Origin of the sequence: Halosimplex halophilum, from assembly GCF_004698125.1 — an archaeon.
Classification (GTDB): domain Archaea; phylum Halobacteriota; class Halobacteria; order Halobacteriales; family Haloarculaceae; genus Halosimplex; species Halosimplex halophilum.
The window spans coordinates 72,909-91,989 of record NZ_SRHV01000005.1 but is presented as its reverse complement, the minus strand read 5'-3'; the positions used below and the strand labels follow the sequence as shown (position 1 = coordinate 91,989).

Annotated in this window: 21 protein-coding genes; 11 read left to right on the top strand and 10 right to left on the bottom strand. The window is 70.5% G+C overall.

Translation table 11 applies throughout. The annotated features are described in order from the left end of the window. Positions 1 to 46: 46 nt before the first annotated feature. The 3 genes from E3328_RS16955 to E3328_RS16945 form a co-directional block, all read right to left on the bottom strand. A complete protein-coding gene (locus E3328_RS16955) occupies positions 47 to 496 on the bottom strand; it encodes an RDD family protein (RefSeq protein WP_135365833.1) in 450 nt (149 codons plus the stop codon). Positions 497 to 557: 61 nt separating this feature from the next. Then, entirely contained in the window at positions 558 to 1,619 is a 1,062-nt protein-coding gene (locus E3328_RS16950; RefSeq protein ID WP_135365832.1) for a zinc-dependent alcohol dehydrogenase family protein, read from the bottom strand. A 533-nt stretch (positions 1,620 to 2,152) separates the two neighbouring features. Further along, on the bottom strand, positions 2,153 to 2,701 hold the full coding sequence (locus E3328_RS16945) for a KH domain-containing protein (protein WP_135365831.1): 549 nt from the start codon (positions 2,699 to 2,701) through the stop codon (positions 2,153 to 2,155). 138 nt (positions 2,702 to 2,839) lie between these two features. On the opposite strand from E3328_RS16945, the gene E3328_RS16940 reads away from it, so the two are divergent. Further along, positions 2,840 to 3,529: a DUF8127 domain-containing protein gene (locus E3328_RS16940; RefSeq protein ID WP_209452230.1), complete on the top strand. Its 690-nt coding sequence runs from the start codon at positions 2,840 to 2,842 to the stop codon at positions 3,527 to 3,529. 36 nt (positions 3,530 to 3,565) lie between these two features. Here E3328_RS16940 and E3328_RS16935 read toward each other — a convergent pair whose 3' ends face one another. After that, positions 3,566 to 4,807 (bottom strand): ABC transporter permease, encoded by a 1,242-nt coding sequence (locus E3328_RS16935; protein WP_135365830.1) that lies wholly within the window; start codon positions 4,805 to 4,807, stop codon positions 3,566 to 3,568. Then, positions 4,807 to 5,625: an ABC transporter ATP-binding protein gene (locus E3328_RS16930; protein ID WP_394345915.1), complete on the bottom strand. Its 819-nt coding sequence runs from the start codon at positions 5,623 to 5,625 to the stop codon at positions 4,807 to 4,809. Before E3328_RS16930 ends, E3328_RS16935 begins: the two co-directional genes overlap by 1 nt. 103 nt (positions 5,626 to 5,728) lie before the next feature. On the opposite strand from E3328_RS16930, the gene E3328_RS16920 reads away from it, so the two are divergent. Then, entirely contained in the window at positions 5,729 to 6,949 is a 1,221-nt protein-coding gene (locus tag E3328_RS16920; RefSeq protein ID WP_135365829.1) for a LolA family protein, read from the top strand. A gap of 10 nt (positions 6,950 to 6,959) precedes the next feature. Here E3328_RS16920 and E3328_RS16915 read toward each other — a convergent pair whose 3' ends face one another. Beyond that, a complete protein-coding gene (locus tag E3328_RS16915) occupies positions 6,960 to 8,201 on the bottom strand; it encodes a tryptophan--tRNA ligase (protein WP_135365828.1) in 1,242 nt (413 codons plus the stop codon). 339 nt (positions 8,202 to 8,540) lie between these two features. On the opposite strand from E3328_RS16915, the gene E3328_RS16910 reads away from it, so the two are divergent. Both E3328_RS16910 and E3328_RS16905 read left to right on the top strand, forming a co-directional pair. Next, the gene (locus E3328_RS16910) at positions 8,541 to 8,990 is read left to right on the top strand and encodes a hypothetical protein (RefSeq protein ID WP_135365827.1); all 450 of its coding nucleotides are present in this window, start codon (positions 8,541 to 8,543) and stop codon (positions 8,988 to 8,990) included. A gap of 63 nt (positions 8,991 to 9,053) precedes the next feature. After that, positions 9,054 to 9,470, top strand: a complete 417-nt coding sequence (locus E3328_RS16905) for an SHOCT domain-containing protein (protein WP_135365826.1) — start codon at positions 9,054 to 9,056, stop codon at positions 9,468 to 9,470. Here E3328_RS16905 and E3328_RS16900 read toward each other — a convergent pair whose 3' ends face one another. Then, on the bottom strand, positions 9,471 to 10,028 hold the full coding sequence (locus E3328_RS16900) for a gamma carbonic anhydrase family protein (RefSeq protein WP_135365825.1): 558 nt from the start codon (positions 10,026 to 10,028) through the stop codon (positions 9,471 to 9,473). Positions 10,029 to 10,194: 166 nt separating this feature from the next. Between E3328_RS16900 and E3328_RS16895 the strand changes: the two genes are divergently transcribed. Then, positions 10,195 to 10,485, top strand: a complete 291-nt coding sequence (locus E3328_RS16895) for a hypothetical protein (protein WP_167837444.1) — start codon at positions 10,195 to 10,197, stop codon at positions 10,483 to 10,485. Between the two features lies 1 nt (position 10,486). On the opposite strand, the gene E3328_RS16890 is transcribed toward E3328_RS16895, so the two are convergent. Beyond that, positions 10,487 to 11,497: a DUF5787 family protein gene (locus tag E3328_RS16890; RefSeq protein WP_135365823.1), complete on the bottom strand. Its 1,011-nt coding sequence runs from the start codon at positions 11,495 to 11,497 to the stop codon at positions 10,487 to 10,489. Between the two features lie 242 nt (positions 11,498 to 11,739). On the opposite strand from E3328_RS16890, the gene E3328_RS16885 reads away from it, so the two are divergent. Genes E3328_RS16885 through E3328_RS16865 form a run of 5 tightly spaced genes read left to right on the top strand, consistent with a single transcriptional unit; the run spans position 11,740 to position 15,120 of the window. Continuing rightward, entirely contained in the window at positions 11,740 to 12,306 is a 567-nt protein-coding gene (locus tag E3328_RS16885; protein WP_167837443.1) for a DUF7287 family protein, read from the top strand. A gap of 1 nt (position 12,307) precedes the next feature. Then, a complete protein-coding gene (locus E3328_RS16880) occupies positions 12,308 to 12,904 on the top strand; it encodes a DUF7288 family protein (protein ID WP_135365821.1) in 597 nt (198 codons plus the stop codon). Beyond that, positions 12,892 to 13,887, top strand: coding sequence for a DUF7261 family protein (locus E3328_RS16875; RefSeq protein ID WP_135365820.1), 996 nt, complete (start codon positions 12,892 to 12,894; stop codon positions 13,885 to 13,887). Before E3328_RS16880 ends, E3328_RS16875 begins: the two co-directional genes overlap by 13 nt. Then, the gene (locus E3328_RS16870; RefSeq protein WP_135365819.1) at positions 13,884 to 14,345 is read left to right on the top strand and encodes a DUF7266 family protein; all 462 of its coding nucleotides are present in this window, start codon (positions 13,884 to 13,886) and stop codon (positions 14,343 to 14,345) included. Before E3328_RS16875 ends, E3328_RS16870 begins: the two co-directional genes overlap by 4 nt. Next, complete coding sequence (locus E3328_RS16865) at positions 14,338 to 15,120, top strand: DUF7289 family protein (protein ID WP_135365818.1); 783 nt, start codon at positions 14,338 to 14,340, stop codon at positions 15,118 to 15,120. Before E3328_RS16870 ends, E3328_RS16865 begins: the two co-directional genes overlap by 8 nt. A gap of 63 nt (positions 15,121 to 15,183) precedes the next feature. Here the strand turns inward: E3328_RS16865 and E3328_RS16860 are convergent, their stop codons facing one another. Both E3328_RS16860 and E3328_RS16855 read right to left on the bottom strand, forming a co-directional pair. Continuing rightward, positions 15,184 to 17,349: a polymer-forming cytoskeletal protein gene (locus E3328_RS16860; protein ID WP_135365817.1), complete on the bottom strand. Its 2,166-nt coding sequence runs from the start codon at positions 17,347 to 17,349 to the stop codon at positions 15,184 to 15,186. A 187-nt stretch (positions 17,350 to 17,536) separates the two neighbouring features. Next, positions 17,537 to 18,436: a winged helix-turn-helix domain-containing protein gene (locus tag E3328_RS16855; RefSeq protein ID WP_135365816.1), complete on the bottom strand. Its 900-nt coding sequence runs from the start codon at positions 18,434 to 18,436 to the stop codon at positions 17,537 to 17,539. Positions 18,437 to 18,577: 141 nt separating this feature from the next. On the opposite strand from E3328_RS16855, the gene E3328_RS16850 reads away from it, so the two are divergent. After that, positions 18,578 to 18,997 (top strand): response regulator, encoded by a 420-nt coding sequence (locus E3328_RS16850; protein ID WP_135365815.1) that lies wholly within the window; start codon positions 18,578 to 18,580, stop codon positions 18,995 to 18,997. Positions 18,998 to 19,081 lie beyond the last annotated feature (84 nt).

Here is a 19,081-nt window from a genome sequence, read left to right as displayed (position 1 = left end):
GTTGCGGCGACCCGTTGCGGTGTCGGCCACGACCCGAACCCGTCGGTCACCTGACGACGGCGGTGTCGGCGACGCGGTCGCCGATCCGCCGGGACTCGTCGGAGGCGAACACGGCGACGATCCCGACCACGTAGAACGCCGGCAGCCAGTCGACGAGCCGGAGGGCGTTCCGTACCGCGGCGGCGCGCAGGGAGGGCGGCGAGCCGTCGCCGCCGGTCACGCGGATCTTGACGAGGTACTTGCCGATCGTCTTCCCGTGGCGCCATTCCAGGACAGTGTGGTAGCCCAGCGCCAGCGCGAACCAGAGGACGAGCGCGACGAACCCCGGGGCGCCGCTGAGCGACGCGTCGACGCCCTCGCTGGTAGTCGTGATATCGCCCGTGATCGCCGCGATCGGATAGATCGCGACGAACAGGAGGAGGAACCAGACGACGGCGTCGATGGCCATCGCCACGCCGCGGATGCCGGGACCACACCGTTCAGGGCTATCGGTCATACGCCCCTCTGCGGCCGTCGTGTCAAAGAACATTTCTTTCTCCGGCGCGGCCGGCCGCCCGTCAGAACTCGTCGATGACGGGGATGCCGACCGTCTCGAAGTCGGTCATGTCGCCGAGGACCCCCGACACCTCGTCGAGGGAGATGCGCTCGGTGATGATGGCGGCGGGGTCGAGTTTCCCGGTGGCGACCATCCGGAAGATCTCGTCGTAGCGCTCGGGCGGCATCCCCAGCGCGCCGAGGAAGTCGATCTCGGCGGTGACCATCTCGTCGGTCGGCAGCGGGAGGTTCCCGCCGGCCTCCTTCGTCGTCAGCCCGACCTGGACGTGCTGGCCGGTCTTGCCGAGGCTCTTGACCGCGTTGCGGCAGGTCGTCTCGATACCGAGCGCGTCCATCGACACGTCCGCGCCGCCGTCGGTGATCGCCCGCACCTCGGCGGCGGGGTCCTCGACTTCCGCGGCGTTGACGGTCTCGACGGCGCCCTGCTCCTCCGCGAAGTCGAGCTTCTCGTCCATCAGGTCGACGCCGACGACGTTGGCGCCGAGCGCGTCGGCGATCTGGACCGCGGAGAGGCCGACGCCGCCGCAGCCGTGGACGACGAACCAGTCGCCGGCGCCCACGTCCGCGCGGTGGGCCAGCCCGTGGAAGGCGGTCATGAACCGACAGCCCAGCCCCGCCATGTCCACCGAGGAGACCCCCTCGGGGAGCGTGACGAGGTTGTGGTCGGCGTGGGGGACCGGTACCTGCTCGGCGAACGCGCCGGGTGCGCTCGGCTGGAGGCCCAGCGCCTGGCGATTCTCGCAGATGTTCGAGTGGCCGGTCCGGCAGAGGTGACAGGAGCCGTCGCCCAGGTTGAACGGGACGGCGACGTGGTCGCCCTCGGAGACGCCGTCGACCTCCTCGCCGACGGCGACGACGTGGCCGGCGGGCTCGTGGCCGAGGATGTGGCCCGGCACCGGGTCGAGGCCGCGCCACTCCCAGTCGCCCTGCCAGGCGTGCCAGTCGCTCCGGCAGACCCCGCAGGCCTCGACGGCGACGACCGCGCCGTGGGGCTCGGGCTCGGGGTCGTCGACCTCCCGCACGTCCAGCGGTTCGCCGTAGTCCGTGAACACTGCTGCGCGCATACCCGGGGTATCGGCAGCGCCCGTGAAATACCCTCGTACCTGTAGCCGGTTCGCGTTCGAGTTTTGGTGCCCAGTGGAGTGGTGACTGCGACGACTACGTCACTGATCGCTGGACTGCGAACAGCCCGAGAGCTCCCGCGATCGCCGACAGCATCGCTGATCTGATCGTACTGCGAGACAGCGTGAAAGCCCCGACTCGCTCGACTCGGGGGCGTCGCTGCGCTCCTCGGGCTCCGCCCTGCGGTGCTTGCGTCAGCCGCCGTCGTCGAGCGAGTCGCCCCTTTCATTCCCACCCGTATCGGCTTACCGACCAGTCTGTGCGGGTGGGAATGAAAGGGGCGGCCTGGTTCGGGAAGCCCGGCGCCGTAAGCACTGCAGCGAACGCAGTGAGCGAAGCGCGCAGCAAGCCGCGCGACCGAACCAGGCCGGGGCTTTCACGCTGTTCGCGGTAGCGGCAGTCGCGAAATCGGTAGCGGCGGGAGCGGGAAAACGAGAGCGGGAGGGCGCAGGTCGGACAGCAGTCCCGACGCTACCTAGCCCGTGAACTGGTGGTAGTCGAGGCCCTTGTGTTTCATCTCGTTGTGCTTCTCCTCGAGGAAGGAGTAGACGGTGCCGTGGGGGGCGCCTTCGATGATCATCTCGGCGGCTTCGCGGACGGTGTCGACCTGTTCGGGGCCGCCGATGATGCCCATCGTGGAGCCGTAGATGACGACCGAGGCACCGGACAGTTCCTCCATGAGCTCGCGGGTGCGGCCGTCCTCGCCGATGAGTCGGCCCTTGTGGCGCTGGAGGTCGTTGCGGTTGCGCGCGGCGGCGTCGATGTCGATGATGTCGAACATCATCATCTCGTCGTCGAGCAGGCGCATGGCCTCCTCGGGGGCGAACCCGCGGCCGATGGCCTTGACGATGTCCGGCCCCTTCAGCGCGGTGAGCGGGTCGCCGGTCTGCTCGATCTTCACCTGCCCCGTCTCGCTGTCGACGTCGAGTCGCACCTCCGCCGCGTCCTCGATCTCCCGCAGCGTCGCACCCCCCTCGCCGATGAGCACGCCGATACGGTCCTGCGGAATCTTCACGTGTTGCATGCCTGACCGTACGTGACTCCGCCGTTTTAAGGCTTTGCTGGACGGGCGACCGTGTCACGGGGACCCAGGCCGGCGGAGTGGCAGGCCGGTCGTCCGCGGAACCGACACAATCTTGTCGGCCGGAGAGAACTATCGGCCGTGACGCAGCCGCTCACGGGACGGCAGTGGGGGACACTCGTGGTCGTCGCGGGGTTCGCCCTGTTGCTGAACCCGTTCGTCGTCGGCGCGTTCGACATCGGCGACCCGGACAGTTACACGTACGAGCCGAAGGAGGTCACCTTCCACGACAACGGGACGTACGACACGCCTGACGCTACGAGTGTGGCGGAGCCGATGGTTGCGTGTCTGGACGGGCATCTCCCGAGCCGGTCGTGTACGCTCGAAGGGGCCGTTCACGTGAACGGGGGGATCACGTACGACGCGCTCCCGCAGCGGCTCCTCGCCACCGATTACCGGTACGTCTACGTCTGGAACGAGGGCTTTTTCGAGCCCGTCGCCGAGGAGCTGGGGAACGGAACCTACGAGTACGGGCTCGAACCGGTCCCGCAGTCGTCGGCGCTGGAGAGCGTTGCGACTCCGATCGAGGACGCTTCGCGGGGCGTCCGCAGAGCGGTCGAAACCGGACAGTACCGGACGAGCGACCCGCTCGACGACGCTGACGAACTCGTCGAACACGACGGGGACTACTACGTCGTCACGGCGACGAGCTACCGGACGACGACGGGCGAACGCCGCGACATCGTGATCGCCCTCCAGTGGGTCGCGGGCATCGGCGGCGGGTTACTCGTCCTCCGGGGCCAGCGCCGCCGGGTGACCGCCGGCAGGTAGCCGCGCCGGACCGAGTGACGGCCGCCGCTGTCGCCGTCACTCGTACCGCAGCGCGTCGATGGGGTCGACGCGGGCGGCCCGCCAGGCGGGGTAGAGCCCGGCGACGACGCCGGTGAGGACGCCGACGGCCACGGCGGCGGCGAACCACCCCGGCGCGAGTTCGAGGGGGATCTCGGCGTAGCGGGTGGCGACCCAGCCGCCGGCGATCCCGAGTGGGACGCCCAGGAGGGCACCGAGCGCCCCCAGCAGCACCGCTTCAGCGAGGAACAGTTCCATCACGTCGCGGCTGCGCGCGCCGACGGCCTTCATGATCCCGATCTCGCGGGTCCGCTCGGTGACGCTGACGAGCATGATGTTCGCGATGCCGACGGCGCCGACGACCAGGGCGATGACGGCGATGCCGGTGACGAAGCGGGTGAGCCGGGTGACGATGCGCTCGATGCTGTCGACGAGGTCGGCGTTCGTCCGGGCCGAGACCTCGTAGCCGTCGGGGACCAGTCGCGCGGCGTCCGAACGGGGACTGGCGAAGTACTCGCGGACGCGCTGTTGAGTGGCGGTGGTGTCGGCGGGGTCGGTGACGACGGTCACCTGCGAGTAGACCCGCTGGCTGGCGACGGCGCTGGGGCTCTCGACGACCGACTGGTAGTAGGGGTCGGCGGGGACGAACACCCGCGGCTGGTCGGTGAAGGAACTGAACGGGAGCTGGCCGCCGGTGCCGTTGACGATGCCGACGACGGTGACGTTGAATCGGTCCCCGGACGAGCGCGTGACCGTCAGTTCGTCGCCCGTCGAGAGGTTCCCGGGGAACAGCTGCGCGGCGGGGCGGTTGACGACCGCCTCGGCGGCGCCGTTGCGGAAGGGTCGGCCCGACTCGAACGTCGCTGTGTCGAAGGCGGTCGCGTTGGTGGCCGTGACCTGCCGCTGGGCGACCGTCTCGCCGTCGTGGCCGACGGCGCTGACGGGGACGATCCCCCGCGGGACGACCCGCTGGACGCCCTCGATGGCCCGCAACTGCGAGAGGTCGTACTCGGTGAAGACGGGCTGGCCGGCGCCGCCGAACCCGCCGCCCTCGTCGGCCTCCGTGGCGACGAGGTACACCTCGTTGGCGCTGGAGCCCTCGATCTCCGAGACGACATCGGCCTTCAGGCTCGCGCCGAAGGTGGCGAACGTGACGACCGCGGCGATGCCGATGACGATCCCCACCACCGTCAGCGCCGCCCGCAGGCGATGGGAGCGCAGCGAGCGGACGCTGATCCGCAGCGTCTCGGCGAGGTCCATCAGGCACCCTCCTCGTCCTCGGCCCCGGCCGAACCGCCGCCGTCGGCGGACTCGGCGGGGTCGGCCCCGGACACGTCCTCGATCCCCTCGATCTCGCCGTCGCGGACGTGGACGATGCGGTCGGCGTGCTCGGCGATGCGGCGCTCGTGGGTGACCAGCAGGATGGTGTTGCCCGCCTCGTGCAACTCGGCGAAGAGCTCCATTATCCGCGCGCCCGTCCCGGTGTCGACGTTGCCGGTGGGTTCGTCGGCGAGGAGGAGCGCGGGGTCGGCCGCGAGCGCCCGGGCGATGGCGACGCGCTGGCGCTGGCCGCCCGAGAGTTCCGAGGGGCGGTGGTCGAGGCGGTCGCCGAGGCCGACCCGCGAGAGGAGATCCGCGGCGCGCTCGCGGCGCTCGCTGCGGTCGACACCCTGGAAGACCAGCGGGAGCGCGACGTTCTCGACGGCGGTCAGCCTGGGCATCAGGTTGAACGTCTGGAAGACGAACCCGACCGTCCGGCCGCGGGCCCGCGCGCGCTCGGCGTCCGAGAGGGCGGCGAGGTCCTGGCCGTCGAGCCGGACGGTCCCGCCCGTCGGCGTGTCGAGGCCGCCGACGAGGTTGAGGAGGGTGCTCTTGCCCGACCCGCTGGGGCCCATGACGGCGGTGTACGACCCCGGCGCCAGCGAGAGCGAGACGTGCGAGAGCGCCTCGACGGCGACCCCGCCCTCGTAGGTCTTCGTCACGTCCGCCAGGTCGACGACCGGTTCGCCGCCGGTCGCCCCGTCCGCGCCGGCCGGCGAGTCGGCCCCCGTCGCCTCCGTGTCGGTCGCGTCGGTCACACCCGTGCCAGGGGGCGGTGGGAAATGAACCCCTCGCCGGTCGTCGGCCGCGACCCCGCGGGCCGTCCGTGTCGTTAAGCCGCTCCGGTCCTAACCGCCGGCGATGACAGACGACCGCGGGTCCCTCGCGACGCGGGCCGTGCCGCTGGCGGTCGGCGTGGCCCTCGTCGCCGTCGCCGGCGCGGCCGCGGCGGGCGCGCTTCCCGGCGCCCTCGACGGCGACGCCCAGCCCGACGGCGAGACGGTCCTCGACCGGGTGGAACAGCGCTACGAGAACGCCGAGACGCTGACCGGCGAGGCGACCGTCACCGTCGCCAACGCCACCGCCGAGCGCTCGGGGACCGTCTCGTTCGTCCTCGACCGGCCGAACCGGACGAAACTGAGCACCGCGCACGACGGGAGCGAGTACGCCCTCGGCACGAACGGCTCGGTCGCGTGGGTCTACGACGGCGCGAACGACACCGCCCGCGTCTGGGAGTTGCCCGAGAACGCCTCGGCGTGGAACGGCTCGACGTGGGACCGCTCGGCGACGGCCGCCGACGGCGCCGCCATCGACGGCACCGCCCCGCCCGGTAACTGGACCGCAACCGGGACCCACAGCTGGAACGGGAGCCACGCCTGGAACGGCAGCTACGCGAACGCGAATCACGACTGGAACCGCTCGGCGAACGTCACGGCGTGGCTCGCCGAGAACGTGACCGCCGAGGTGCGCGAGACGACGACGCTCGACGGCGCGGAGGTCTACGTCGTCGGGGTCGAGCCGACCAACGAGTCCTACCGAGGGGAAGCGACGCTGTGGGTCGACACCGACGACTACCGCGTCCACCGGCTGCGCGCCAGCTACGACGACAACCGGACGACCGTCGCCTTCGACGGCGTGCAGTTCAACGCGAGCGTCCACGGGAGCACGTTCCGGCCGCCCGACGCCGCGTCGGTGAACGCGGTCGGACAGGAACGGTACGACAGCTTCGGCGCCGCACAGGACGGGACAGCCGTGACGCTGCAGCGACTCGGCGCCGACGGCTACGCGTTCGACGAGGCGGTCGTCGTGACCCGGGCGGGCCGAACGGTCGCCGCCCAGACCTACGCCGGCGAGACGAACGTGACCGTCGTCTCGACGGCCGACGACCTGCCGATGCTGGGCGCCGCGGGGGAGAACGCGACAGAGGGTGAGCCCGTCACCGTCGCCGGGACGAACGCGACCTACGTCGAGCGCGGCGACGGCGCGGCCGTGGTCTGGGAGGACGAGGGCGTGACGCGCGCGGTGGTCGGCGACCTGCCGCGGGCGGATCTGGTCGATCTGGCCGGTCGGGCCGCGACGTAGCGCGACGCGGCTACGCGAACACCGACGGCCGCAGCCGCGCCCGCTCCTCGTCGGTCAGCCGGTACGGTTCGAGCGCCGTCGCCAGGTCGCCGAGCGCCTCGCGGCGCGCCCGGTGGTCGGCGAGGAAGTCGCCGATCCGCTCGGCGGCGATCCCCTTCAGTTCGCCCGTGAGCAACTCGCCCGAGCGGTAGTCGGCCGCGAGTTCCTCGACTCGCTCGTCGTCGGGTTCGAAGAACGTGTGGAGGTACTGGTAGGCCACGTCGACGCTCGGGTCGCCGCCGTGCTCGCGATGTTCGTCGATATCGACGCGACCGCCGGAGTGGGCGTGCTCCATGATCTTCGACCGGACCGTCTCGCGGTCGTCGGTCAACTCGATGGCCGGCGCGTCCGACGAGGAGGACATCTTCCCGGGACCGTCGAGCGCGGGGAGGAACTTCCCGAGCAGGGCGCCCGGCTTGGCCACGTCGAACCGCTCCTTGGCGGCCACGTCGCGACAGACCCGGACGTGGGGGTCCTGGTCGACGGCGACGGGGACCAGCGTCGGGTGGCGGCCGTGGACGAGCTGGGGCAGGAGCAGATGGACGGCCTGCATCGCCGGGTAGAACGAGAGCCCGACGTTGTCGGGGTCGCCGTAGGTCGCGTCGACGGTCGACTGGGTGATGTCGGCGGCCACGCGGGCGGCCTGCGGGTAGAGCACGTCGGCGTCGAGGCGGTCGACGACGACCCGGGTGCGCTCGGGGTCGAAGCCGACGGCGAGCAGGTCACGCAGGTTCGAGCGGGTTGCCGCCCCGATCTCGCCGAACGAGAGGTCCTTCGCGTAGAACTTCTCGTCGTCCGAGAGCGGGATGTAGACGTGCGCTCCCGTCTCCGCCTGCAGGCGCTTCGCGAGGTAGAAGACGAGAACGTGGCCCAGGTGCATCGGCCCGGAGGGGCCGACGCCGGTGACGATCGAGTGGGTGTCGCCGGCCTCGGCGGCGGCGAGGTAGCGGTCGACGTCGCGGCCGGCGTAGAAGACCCGCCGGCGGAGCATCGGGTGGTCGGGGAACCGGGCGACCTGCTCGTCGGTGAGCCGGTCGGCGCCGAACCGCTCCAGCAGGCGGTCGTAGTCGACCGTCCCCGCCACGTCGTAGGGCGTGACGGTGAACTCGTCTTCGTCGGCGGACTGGTCGGCTGGCTGTGGGGCAGTCGGACCGGGGTCGGCTTCGGGGGAGTGGTCGGCGGACTGTGCGTCGGTGGCGCTGTCGTCGTGCATGAGTGTCGTGGGTGTGCGGTGGCTGGCGGGCGAGCGTGCGGGAGAACGAGTGAGCACCGCGACCGCCCCGGCCGGGTTAGGCCCGACCGACCGCGCCCGCGATACTGTCCGCTCTCGAACGGTGCGCGCGCCAGCGCCACGCGAGAGCGGACCGCGTCATCACCAGCCAGTAGCCGGCTGGCGGGCAAATAGGTTTCGGAGCCGTCGGGCGAAGGTGACACGCGGGCCGGGTGGCGAGCGGGGCGGTCGGGAAGCGGGATCGGACCCTTCACTGCGTTCACAGGGGTCTGACGCCCGGCTGACGGGTGTTTTTGTAGGGAGATGGGCGTCGTTGTAGTGATGGCTACGTCGGCGAACGGGCACCTCGAACGGGACGTACTGGTACGGGCGGGGCCGCTGATCTGCGCGACGACGCTCGCGCTGACAGCGGCCTTCATGGGCATCGTCGGGATCGCGTCCGGCGACGCGTCGGGGCTGGTCGGGCGACTGCCCCTCTACGTGCTCGCCGGGTCGGTCGCGTTCGTCGCCGCGCTGTTGGCGGCCGAACACTCCGAGTACTACGGGCGGCCGGCGCTGGTCACCGCGGCGGGCGTCGGCGTCGTCGGCTTCGTGATGATCGGGCTGGGCACGGAGGGCGTCGTCTACGGGGCGACCCACCCCGACGCCGTGGTCGCCTCGCACCTGTCGGTGTACCTGCTGTCGGCGGCGATGATCGCCTCCGGCGTCGGCTACTGGACCGTCCGCAACTGGCGCGACGTGACGACCGCGGTGAACACGAGCGGCCTCTAATCTCCGGCGGATCGACGCCCGCACGACCGAACTGTTTTTTCCGATTGACTGTCAACGAGGCGTATGGTCCACCATCCCGTCGCGGGCGTGGGCATCCTCGTCTCGATCCTCACGCTCCCGATCGGGTTGCTCACCGCGCTGTTCGTCGGGATCGTTCCCGCGGCCGTGATATTCATCGTCGGCTGGTTCCTGCTGACGCCGCTGCTCGTCGTGTTCGCCGAGGAGGTCGGCGGGCTGCTGCCCAGCTACGGGGACGACGAGTCCGACGCCTCCGACGATCCGCTGGCGGAACTCAAGGCCCGGTACGCGCGCGGCGAGATCGACGACGCCGAGTTCGAACGGCGCGTCGAGCGGCTGGTCGGCGCCGAGGAACTGGACGCGGGCGGGACGGCTGGCGACCTCGACGCGGCCGGTCCCGACGTGGACGACCGCGACGCGGACCCGGCCGACGACCGGGAGCGGTCGGTCGGACGGGAGTGACTACCCCGAGTCCCCGCCCTCGTCGCTGCCTCCGTCCGCCTCGGGACCGCCGAACAGGTCCTCGTGGCGGTCCGCGAGGTTGGCGTAGTCGCCGGAGCTGAACGCCTCGAAGACGGCCTCGGGGTCGATGCTCGTCTCCGAGAGCGGCGTGACGGTGGCGGGCATCCCGCGGACGAACGACTCGGGCGGCACCTCGTAGCCCGGCGGGACGACGGTGCCCATCGCGACGATGCTACCCGCGCCGATGACGGCGTCGCTGACCGTCGAGTTGAACCCGACCAGGGCGCCGTCCTCGACGGTCGTGTCGTTCAGCACCGCGCTGTGGCCGACCATCACCTTCTCGCCGACTTCCGAGGCGTGGACGGTTGCGTTGTCGCCGACCGCCGACTCGCGACCGACGCGGACCGGTCCCACGTCCCCGCGCAGTACCACCCCCGGCCAGACGTTCGCGTTCGCCCCGACGGTCACGTCGCCGACCAGCGTCGCCTCCCGGCTGACGTGGGCGTACCCGTGGACCTCCGGCCGTTGCCCCTCGAACGCGTACTCGCGGCTGTCCATGTGGTGTGTGTCGTGTTCACACGTCTAAACCCTTGGCCCGTCCCGTGCGAGTCGGCCCGCCGCGACACGGCGACCGCCACCGTTTCGTGTGGACCGGGCGTACGCCGTCGCTCCGCCGCGCTCCCACACACCTATGCTGATCGAAACCGTGGGACGTGCTATGAATATGGCGTCGGACGACATCGCGGTCGAGCGGCCGGTCCTCGCGACGGTCGTCGTCGCGGCGGTCGCGGCGGTCGCCTACGTCGGGGTCCAGCTCGTCCTCGACGGGGCCGTCGCGCCCGCCGAGACCGCGTCGTTCGTCCTGATATTCACGCTCGTCTACGTCGCCGGGGCCCGCTACCTGCGCGAGCGGTCGGCCGAGAGCGACGCCAGCCCGACCGACGGCGACACGACCGACGGCGGCACGACCGGCGACGACCCGACCGCCGGCGCGGCCGACGACGGCGCCGAGTGACTCACAGAAACCTGTCGAGTCCGGCCTGCCGGCGGTCGACGCCCGCGGGGTCCGGCTCCCAGGCGCTCCGCCGGGCGCGGACGGCCTCCGGGCCCTCCGACGGCGGGACCCCCTCCGCGTCTCCGTCACTATCGCCGCCGTCGACGGGTTCGTACCCCGGACACGTCGGCCCGCAGTCGGCGACCGGACGGACGAGCCCGTCAGTCCACGCACACCACGGCAGCCGCGCGTCGGCGAGGTCGGCGGGCTCGGCGTCGCTCGGGGCGCACCGCTCGCAGTCGGGCAGCTCGTAGGTCCGCCAGCCCTTGCCGTAGGCGCGCTCTGCGATGCGACGGCGCTGGCGGCGCTTCTCGGCGGCGGTGACCGGCCGCACCTCGGCGCGGCCCGGCTCGCGGTCGAGGAGTTCGATGCCCGGTCCGTCGGTCGCCAGCGGCTCCGGCTCGCGGACGACCTCGCGCTCGCCGGTCTCGGGGTCGAACCGCCAGACGCCGACGGCGTCGGGCAGGCGGTTGAGGTGCGCGCCGGTGACGTACGTCTCCGTCGCCAGGACCACCTCGTCGAACAGCCCCAGCGAGGCGTCGATGCGCAGCTGGTCCCGCAGGTCGCCCGGCCGGTCGAGGTCGGGCTTGTTCTCGATCCCGACCAGCGAGTCGAACCACTGCTCGGGGTAGCGGACCGTCTGCCGGACCGCCGTGCTCGCCCCCTCGCGTTCGCGCTCGAAGAAGCCGAGTTCGACCGCCCGCTCGGCGACCGCGCGGGCGCGGTCTGGGTGGCAGTCGAACGCCTCGGCGACCGGCCGGGCGGTGCCCGGGCCGGCGTCGCTCTCGATCGCCAGCGGCGGGATCGTGTGGGGCGTGACCGCCGCGCGGCGGTCGAACTCGGGACCTGGCTCGACCAGGCACACGTCGGCGACCCGGCGGCCGTGGACCGCGGCGCCGAGCTGGCGGCCGACGACCCGGTCCGGCCGTTCGAGGTGCGCACACAGCGCGAGCTCGAACGCGAACTCCTGCACGGTCGCCCGTTGTCGCGGGCGGACATAAGCGCGCTGACGGCGGTCCGACCGGCGAGCCCTCGGTGGGACGACCAGGCGGCCGACGTGAGTAACACGCATCCATACCCACGGATGGCGCAAGCTTTATCTAAACGTGTTAAACTATGTCAGGTACGACAGGGGTGACGGCTCGGGCCGCCCGCGAGCGGAGGGCGTTCGCGGCCGCGGTCCACAGGGGGGTCGTCGCTCGGGACACGGGACCGATGAATCGGGACACGCACCGTCTCGGAGCCGACGATCGCGGCCAGTCAGTCTTCGACTTCTCGATCGGCGTGACCCTCTTTCTGGTCGTCGTGCTGGGAGTGGTCGTGTTCGTGCCGACGGCGTTCGGCTCGCTGAGCGACGACTCCGGGATCGACGACGAGGACCGCCTGGCCGCCGAGCGGGTCGCCGATCACCTGGCCGACACGGCGCTGTCGGGTTCGGAGGGCCAGCCGGGACTCGCCCGCCACTGCGTGCTCGCCTTCTTCGACGGCGGCGTGAGTTGTGGGTTCGGGACCGGCAATTCGATCGCGGCCGACACCGCCGGGGCGGTGAACCAGCCGTTCAACGTCACGATCGAGAAGGACATCGGCGGCAACGGCCACATGGACGTCGCCTGCTGGGACGAGGGCGCCGAGGACATCGTGCGCGTCTCGGCCTGCCCGGCCGGGAGCGGGACGGTACTGGCGAGGGGACCGAACGCGAACAGAAACCGGAACTACGTGACCGTCAAACGCTTCGCGCAGTTCGAGGGAGAGAACGTGTTCGTCGTCGTGAGGGCGTGGTAGCGTGCGGGGCGAACGCGGACAGCTGTTCGCGCTCGAAGGCATCCTCGCCGCGCTGGTCGTCCTCGCGGGGATCGCGTTCGCGCTCCAGGCGACGGTTCTCACGCCGACGACCAGCGGCGCGACGGCGGCGCCCGTGGACGCCTCGACGATCGAGAGCACCCTCGCGAAGACCGCCGAGACCGGCGAACTCCAGTCGGCGCTCGTCGACGACTGGGGTACCAGCGGCTTCGAGGACGCCGACGGGCAGTGGTACACCGGAGCGTACCCGTCGAACCCGTTCGGGACCGCGCTGAAACAGAGCGTCGGGCCGACGGTCACCGTCAACGTCGTCATCTACCACCGGACGCCGACGGACGGGCGCCAGCGGACGCGGCTCATCTACAACGGGGTGCCCGGTGACGGCGCAGTGCGCGCGTCGACGGTGGTGACGCTGTACGACCGCGACGTCTGTTCGCCGCCGTCGTCGCCGTCGTCCCCCTCGGACTACCTCTGCACGTCGACGGAGCGTTCGGACTTCTTCGCCGCGGACCTCGACACGAGCGCCGACGGCCACCTCTACAACGTCCTCGAAGTGGAGGTGGTCGCGTGGCAGACCTGAGCGCCGCCGACCGGGACAGGCGCGCACAGCTCCTGCTGGCCGGCGCGTTCGTGCTGGCGGTCGCGCTCATCGGACTGACGCTCGTCCTCACGTCGAGCAGCTACACCACGACGCTCGCGAGCCAGGAGGACGACATCGTCCGGGGCAACGACGCGGTCGCGATCCGGGAGTCGCTCGACACCGCCCTGACCAGGCAGTTCCGGTTCGTCTTCGAGAACTACTCCGCCGGCAACCGCGAGGCGCCGTTCGAGGCGGTCGTCACGCAGGTGGGCAACGAGACGACGAGCCACTACGCCCGGCGCGGGCGGATGGTCAACGCGACGATGGAGGCGAGCGGCGCGGAGTTCATCGAGGGGACGCGGATCAAACAGGAACAGACCGGGTTCACGTTCGAACAGCCGGCCGGAGGCGCGACCGGCGGGGCGGACTACTGGTATCCGGCGAAACGCGTCGAGGTGCGAAACCTCACGCTGGTCGTCACCGACATCGCCGCCGCGACCGTCCAGCCGGAGAACGCGTTCAACATGAGTTTCGAGACGCCGGCAGCCGCCGGCGGGAACTGGAGCGTTACGATCTACCAGGACTTCAGCCTGAGTGACCCGCTGGTGATCAGGACGCGGAGTCCGGAGGGGGTCATCAGGAAGTGCCAGACGGGGTCGGTCGCCGCCACGAACTCGGCGACGATCCACGTCCACAACGGCACAGTCGACGGGGACGACTGCGACGCGCTCGACCCGATCGATCCCGGTCGCCACGAGTACACGGTCAACTTCACCCGGAGCCACAAGATATTCGGGAAGTACTGGATGATCGTCGACGAGCCACCGTCCAGCGGGTCGCCGTCGCTCAGCGACAAGTTCGACGCCGGGTCCCGTTCGTCGGCGGAGCCGGTGCTGTTCGGCGCCCGCGTCAGGTACCGCTATCACTCGGCGACGGTGTCCTACGAGACGAACATCGACATCGCGCACAGGGAACTGTCATGATGGACGACCGCGCGGTCTCGACGGCGATCTCGTACGTCCTCATCGTCTCGCTGGCGCTGGTGTTGACGACCGGGCTGGTGCTGGGGACGGAGTCGCTCATCCAGAACGAACGGGAGGACACCGCCCGCCAGCAACTCGAGGTCGTGGGCCAGCAGCTGGCGGGGACGGTCATGACCGTCGACCGGTTCAACGAGACCGAGGCGGTCCCGGAGACGGCGGCCGTGACGCGACAGTTCCCCGACCGCGTCGCCGGCTCGCAGTACCGGATCGGCGTGATCGCCGACGACCCGGACGACGGCCGATACACGCTCTATCTCGCCGCAGCCGACCTGAACGTGAACGTGACCGTCCCCGTCCGACAGGTCGACACCGGACTGCGTTCGACGCGGATCAACGGCGGAACGGTCCGGGTCGAGTACGTCCACACCGGGCAGGAAGTGGTGATCAGACATGCGTGAGCGGCGCACCCGCAGGGGACAGAGCGAACTCATCGGCTACGTGCTGGTCTTCTCGGCGGTCGTGCTGGCGATCGGCGGGGTCGTGACCTTCGGGGTGACGGCGCTCGACCAGGTGCAGTCGTCGACGGTCGCCGACAACGGGGAGTTCGCGATGCAGGCGGTCGCGGCCGACATGGAGGCGCTGTACTACGGGACGGCGACGAGCCGGACGACCGAACTCACGCTCGACTCCGCGACGCTGGAGACCGGCGCACCGGCGACGGTCAACGTCACCGCGATCCGCGGATCGGAACGGGTCGAGGTCAACCGCGTGGTCCGGCCGATCGTCTACAGGACCGACGACGTGGCGATCGCCTACGAGAACACGCTCGTCGTCCGCGACCAGGCCAGGGGGTCGGTCGCAGTCACCGGCCCGCGACTCGCCCTCTCGCGGAGCCGCTCCGTCGTGCCCGTCGTCGAGACGAACGCGACGACGCAGAGCGTCGGCGGCGGGACCAGCGAGGTCCACGCGGTGGCGGGCAACAGTACCGGCGTGTCGCTGACACGGGACAGTGATCCCGTCCGGCTCAACGTGACCGTCCAGAGTCTGCCGGATCGGGTCGACGTGTGGGAGCGACAGCTCAACGAGAGCGTCGGGACCATCACGCGCCCGCCGGGCGCGCCGCTGAGCGGCCGCCCGGCCTGCAGGCGACCGGAGCCGGACCACGTGACCTGTATCGTCCCGACCGACCGGGTCGTCGTCTCCCACGCGGAGATCGACTACGAGTTGCGGTAGCTCACGGGCGACCGGAGGGCGGGACGTGGCGACCGAGGGCGGACTGCCGAACGGCGCGGGCTTTCAGCCGTCCACCCCGACGACGCGGGCGGACGTTCGGAAGTACGCCACCCGGTCCGTGTCGGAGGTACCCACCATGAGCGCCGACCGCCCCTGGAGCGTGACGTCGTACTTGATGCTCGCCGAGTTCGTGAACTTCTCCAGGTTGCCGACGACCGCGCCCCGGACGGTCGCGTGTTTGTCGAGATACACGTCGACGCCGTCGCCGTCGGGACCGTTACCGGGCCCGTAGATGACGCCGGTGAAGTCCGAGTGCTCCTTGATGCGTACCTCGTCGCTCGGGTCCATGTAGACCCAGAACTTCGACGCCTTGTCGTCCGGCGTCGTCACTTCCCCGGCCGTTCCGGACCCGCCGTACATGTGGAACGTGTTACTGCTGGCGCCCGCTCCCTCGACGAACACCGCCACCCGGTTCGAGTTGTCCCCGAGCACCTGGATCTCCGCGTTCTTGGGGACTTCGACGCCGCCCTCGACGTAGATCTTGATGCTCCCGCCGCTGGTGTCGAGTTCGAGTTCGTCGCCGTGGCCCAGTTCCAGGTGGTCGAGCTTGTACGTCCCGGCGTCGAGATGACACGTCTCGGCCGTTCCGTCGGGGTCACAGTCGAGCGTGCCGGAGGAGATGTCGGAGGCGCTGTCGCCGGTCGTCGGTTCCTTCTTGCTCATGTCGACGCTGCTCGGTCGGTCGGACGTGGTCATGTGCTGGAGGTCGCGCGGCATCTTCCCTAGCACCTGCGACGACGGGAGGTTCTCGTGGATCTCCGACGACGGTTTCGGGTCCCCGTTCTCGTCCTTGAGGCCGCCCCAGCCGGTACTTTTCACCTCGTCCTCGGCGTACACTTCCCCGTGGACTCTCACGTTCCCGTTCACCTTGATGCGGCCGTTGACGACGAGGTCGCCCTTGACGACGGTGCCGTCGTTGATCTTCAGTTCGTTGCTGCTCGGGTTCGGCTCGACGTACAGCGACTCCTCGACGGTGACGCCGCGCATCTTCTTCACCTTGCCGTCGATCCGCACGTCGTCCTCGAAATTGACACCGCCGGCGGTGAACGTGACCGTGTCGTGGATGCTGGTGTAGCCCTCGAAGGTCACGTCGCCTTTGATCTCGTACGGCGAACTCGCCGAGCGTCGTTCGCCGAAAAAGGACTTCCCCTCGATGGTCGCACCGCCGCACCCCGACGACCCGTACAGGCTCCCGCTGGCCGGGAGCCGCTCGATGACCAGGTCCCCTTCGACCGTGAAACAGTTCGCGAGCCCGCCGTCCGCCGACTTCAGATACACGTCACCGGCCGTACAGCTACTGCTTCTGGTCGGGTGGTAGCAGCTCGTCCCCGCGAACTTCCCGACGTGCGTGTCGACCCCCCGGGAGGAGAACGCGGCCCGCGTGACCGGCGGTCCGCGTTCCGGCGGCCCATCGAGCGTGAACGAGACCTGTTCCTTGTCGGGGTCGTACTCGACGCCGGTCCCGATCCGCTGTTCGAACACGCTCCCCCACGCCCGGTAGACCTCGCTCTCGACGGTGACCCGGAGCGCGGTGCCGCGTTTGAGCGGGTTGACCGATTCGTCGGAGCCGGTGTCCGGGTTGCCGTCGAGTTTGGGGAGGATCTCGCGGATAGCCGTCCGTTCCACGGTCACCTCGTCGTCGACTGCTTCGCCCGTGACCGCGACGACGGGGACCGTCAGTGTCCCGCCCTCGGACGCCTGGCGGTAGCTCACCTCGGGCGCGGAGACGACGGCCGACCCGTTCCCGGTTCGTTCGAACAGCCCGCCTCCCTGGTACACCAGTGTCCGCTGGCCCTGTTCGTACTGGATACGCCCGAGTTCGACGGTGTGGGAATCCGTCGCCCCCGACCCTTTGTGGACGACGGTGACGGTCATCGATCCGGCGGACTCTTCGACCGCCGCGTCGCCGGATTTCAACGCGTCGAGTTGTACGTCCGCCGACTGCCCGTCCCGCGAGACGCTGTCGATCTCGGCGCCGAGCGACCGCATCGACTGCTCGGCGCTCGCGAACGACGAGTCGCTCTGGGCCTGGTTGATCGCCGTCGAGCCGGCGACCACGACCACCGTCGCCCCGGCGAGGACGAGCCCCGCCAGCAACACCACCGCGATGACGTTCGATTGCCCCCTGGTCGGCGACCACCCTGCCTCCCGACGGATGCCCCTGCGCATGTGTTCAGTCCTGCGTAACGTGCATCCACGCCGAAATAATCCTTTCGACACTTCAGGAGCGACGGACGAACGAGCGGTAGCCGACTGGCAGTTACCGGCCGGCTACCGGATGCCGACGGGGCGACGGCCTCCAGACCGGCCCCGGTGACGGCAGACGAACGGGCGGCGGTGACGGCCCCGCCTCCCGTCACCCCTCGCAGGACCGACACTCGCTGTCGACCACGTCGAGGTCGCCGTCGAGCGTGACCGTCAACCGGTCGTCGGCCAGGGGGATCTCCACGGTGACCCGCCAGGGGTCGACCGACTCGACGGCGGTGTACTCGTCGTCGACGCACCACGGGAGCGTCCAGTACGGGCGCGAGGACAGGTCGATGCCGTGGTCCTCGTAGAACGCCGAGACGACCGACTCGTCGAGCAGGACGAGGCCGACGGGCGAACAGAGCTCGTTGCGGCAGCGCTCGCAGACGTGCTCGGCGCGCAGCGACACGTCGAGACAACACTCCCCGTCGTTGCGGACGATCTCGGTGTGGATGCGGCCGGCGCAGGAGGGGCAGACGCCGTCGGCGGCCAGACAGTGGAGGTGGCGGACCCGCTCGTCGAAGGCGGTGGCGACCTCCGCGTTCGACCGGTCGACCAGGCCGCCGGGCGGGAACTCGTACTCGCCGTGGGACTTGCCGCAGTCGACGCAGTCGATGCGGAACTGCTCGTCGGCGTAGCGGGCTTCGAGGGCGCCGCCACAGCGGGTGCAGGCGCCCTCCACCTCGAACGGCTCCACGTCGGGCCGGCGGGTGAACGTGCCCGCGCGGACCGCGCGGACGACCTGGGCGCCGGCGTGGCGCAGGTCGTAGCCCGCCTCGCGTTTGGCGACGAACTGGTCGGTCAGCTGCTGGAGGTGGTAGTTGAACTGCGCGCTGTCGCGCATCGCCACCTCGTCGTGCAGCGCGGAGAAGCTCACCGGGCGGTCGTCGGCGCGCCACAGCGCCTCCAGGATCTCCAATCGGGTCCCGTTGGCGACGACGCCGAACGCCTCCGCGGGGTCGACCTCCCCGTCGGCCTCCTCGCCGGGCCCCTCGCTGGCTCCGCTCATACCCGATCGATCGACGGGAACTCCCAAAAGGGTTCCCTGAAGCGGGTTTTTGTACTTTCACTATCACTTGTCCGACGGCGCTTTCAGCGCGCGAAAACGCTCGTGGATCATTAACACGGATCGGAGTCAACGGGGCGAGTGATGTGTGCATCGCGCGAGTCGAACCCCCTCCACCGGTCGACCGGGTGCTGTGAGACGCACACGGTGCTTGTCGTCGACGACGACCCGGACCTGACGGCGCTCGCGGGCGCGTACCTCGGGCGGATCGACGACGTGTCCGTCCGGACGGCGACCGACGCGGACGACGCCCTGGCCCGGGTCGACGACGCGGTCGACTGCGTGGTCAGCGACTACGAGATGCCCGGGACGGACGGGCTGGCGCTGCTCGACGCCGTCGCGGCGACCCACCCGGACGCCGCCCTGATCCTCTTTTCGGGCTCCGAGGACGAGGGGCTGGCCGAACGGGCGCGCGAGCGGGGCGCCCGGTACGTCCGGAAGGGGGCGTCGAACGGGGGGTTCGACGACCTGGTCGACGCCGTCGAGGACGCGCTCGACGACTGAGGCGGGGACGCCGCCGGCGGACGGCGGCCGGTCCCCCGGAGCGGCCGGACACGGAACAGTAGGTTTATCAGTCGCAGAGGGCGA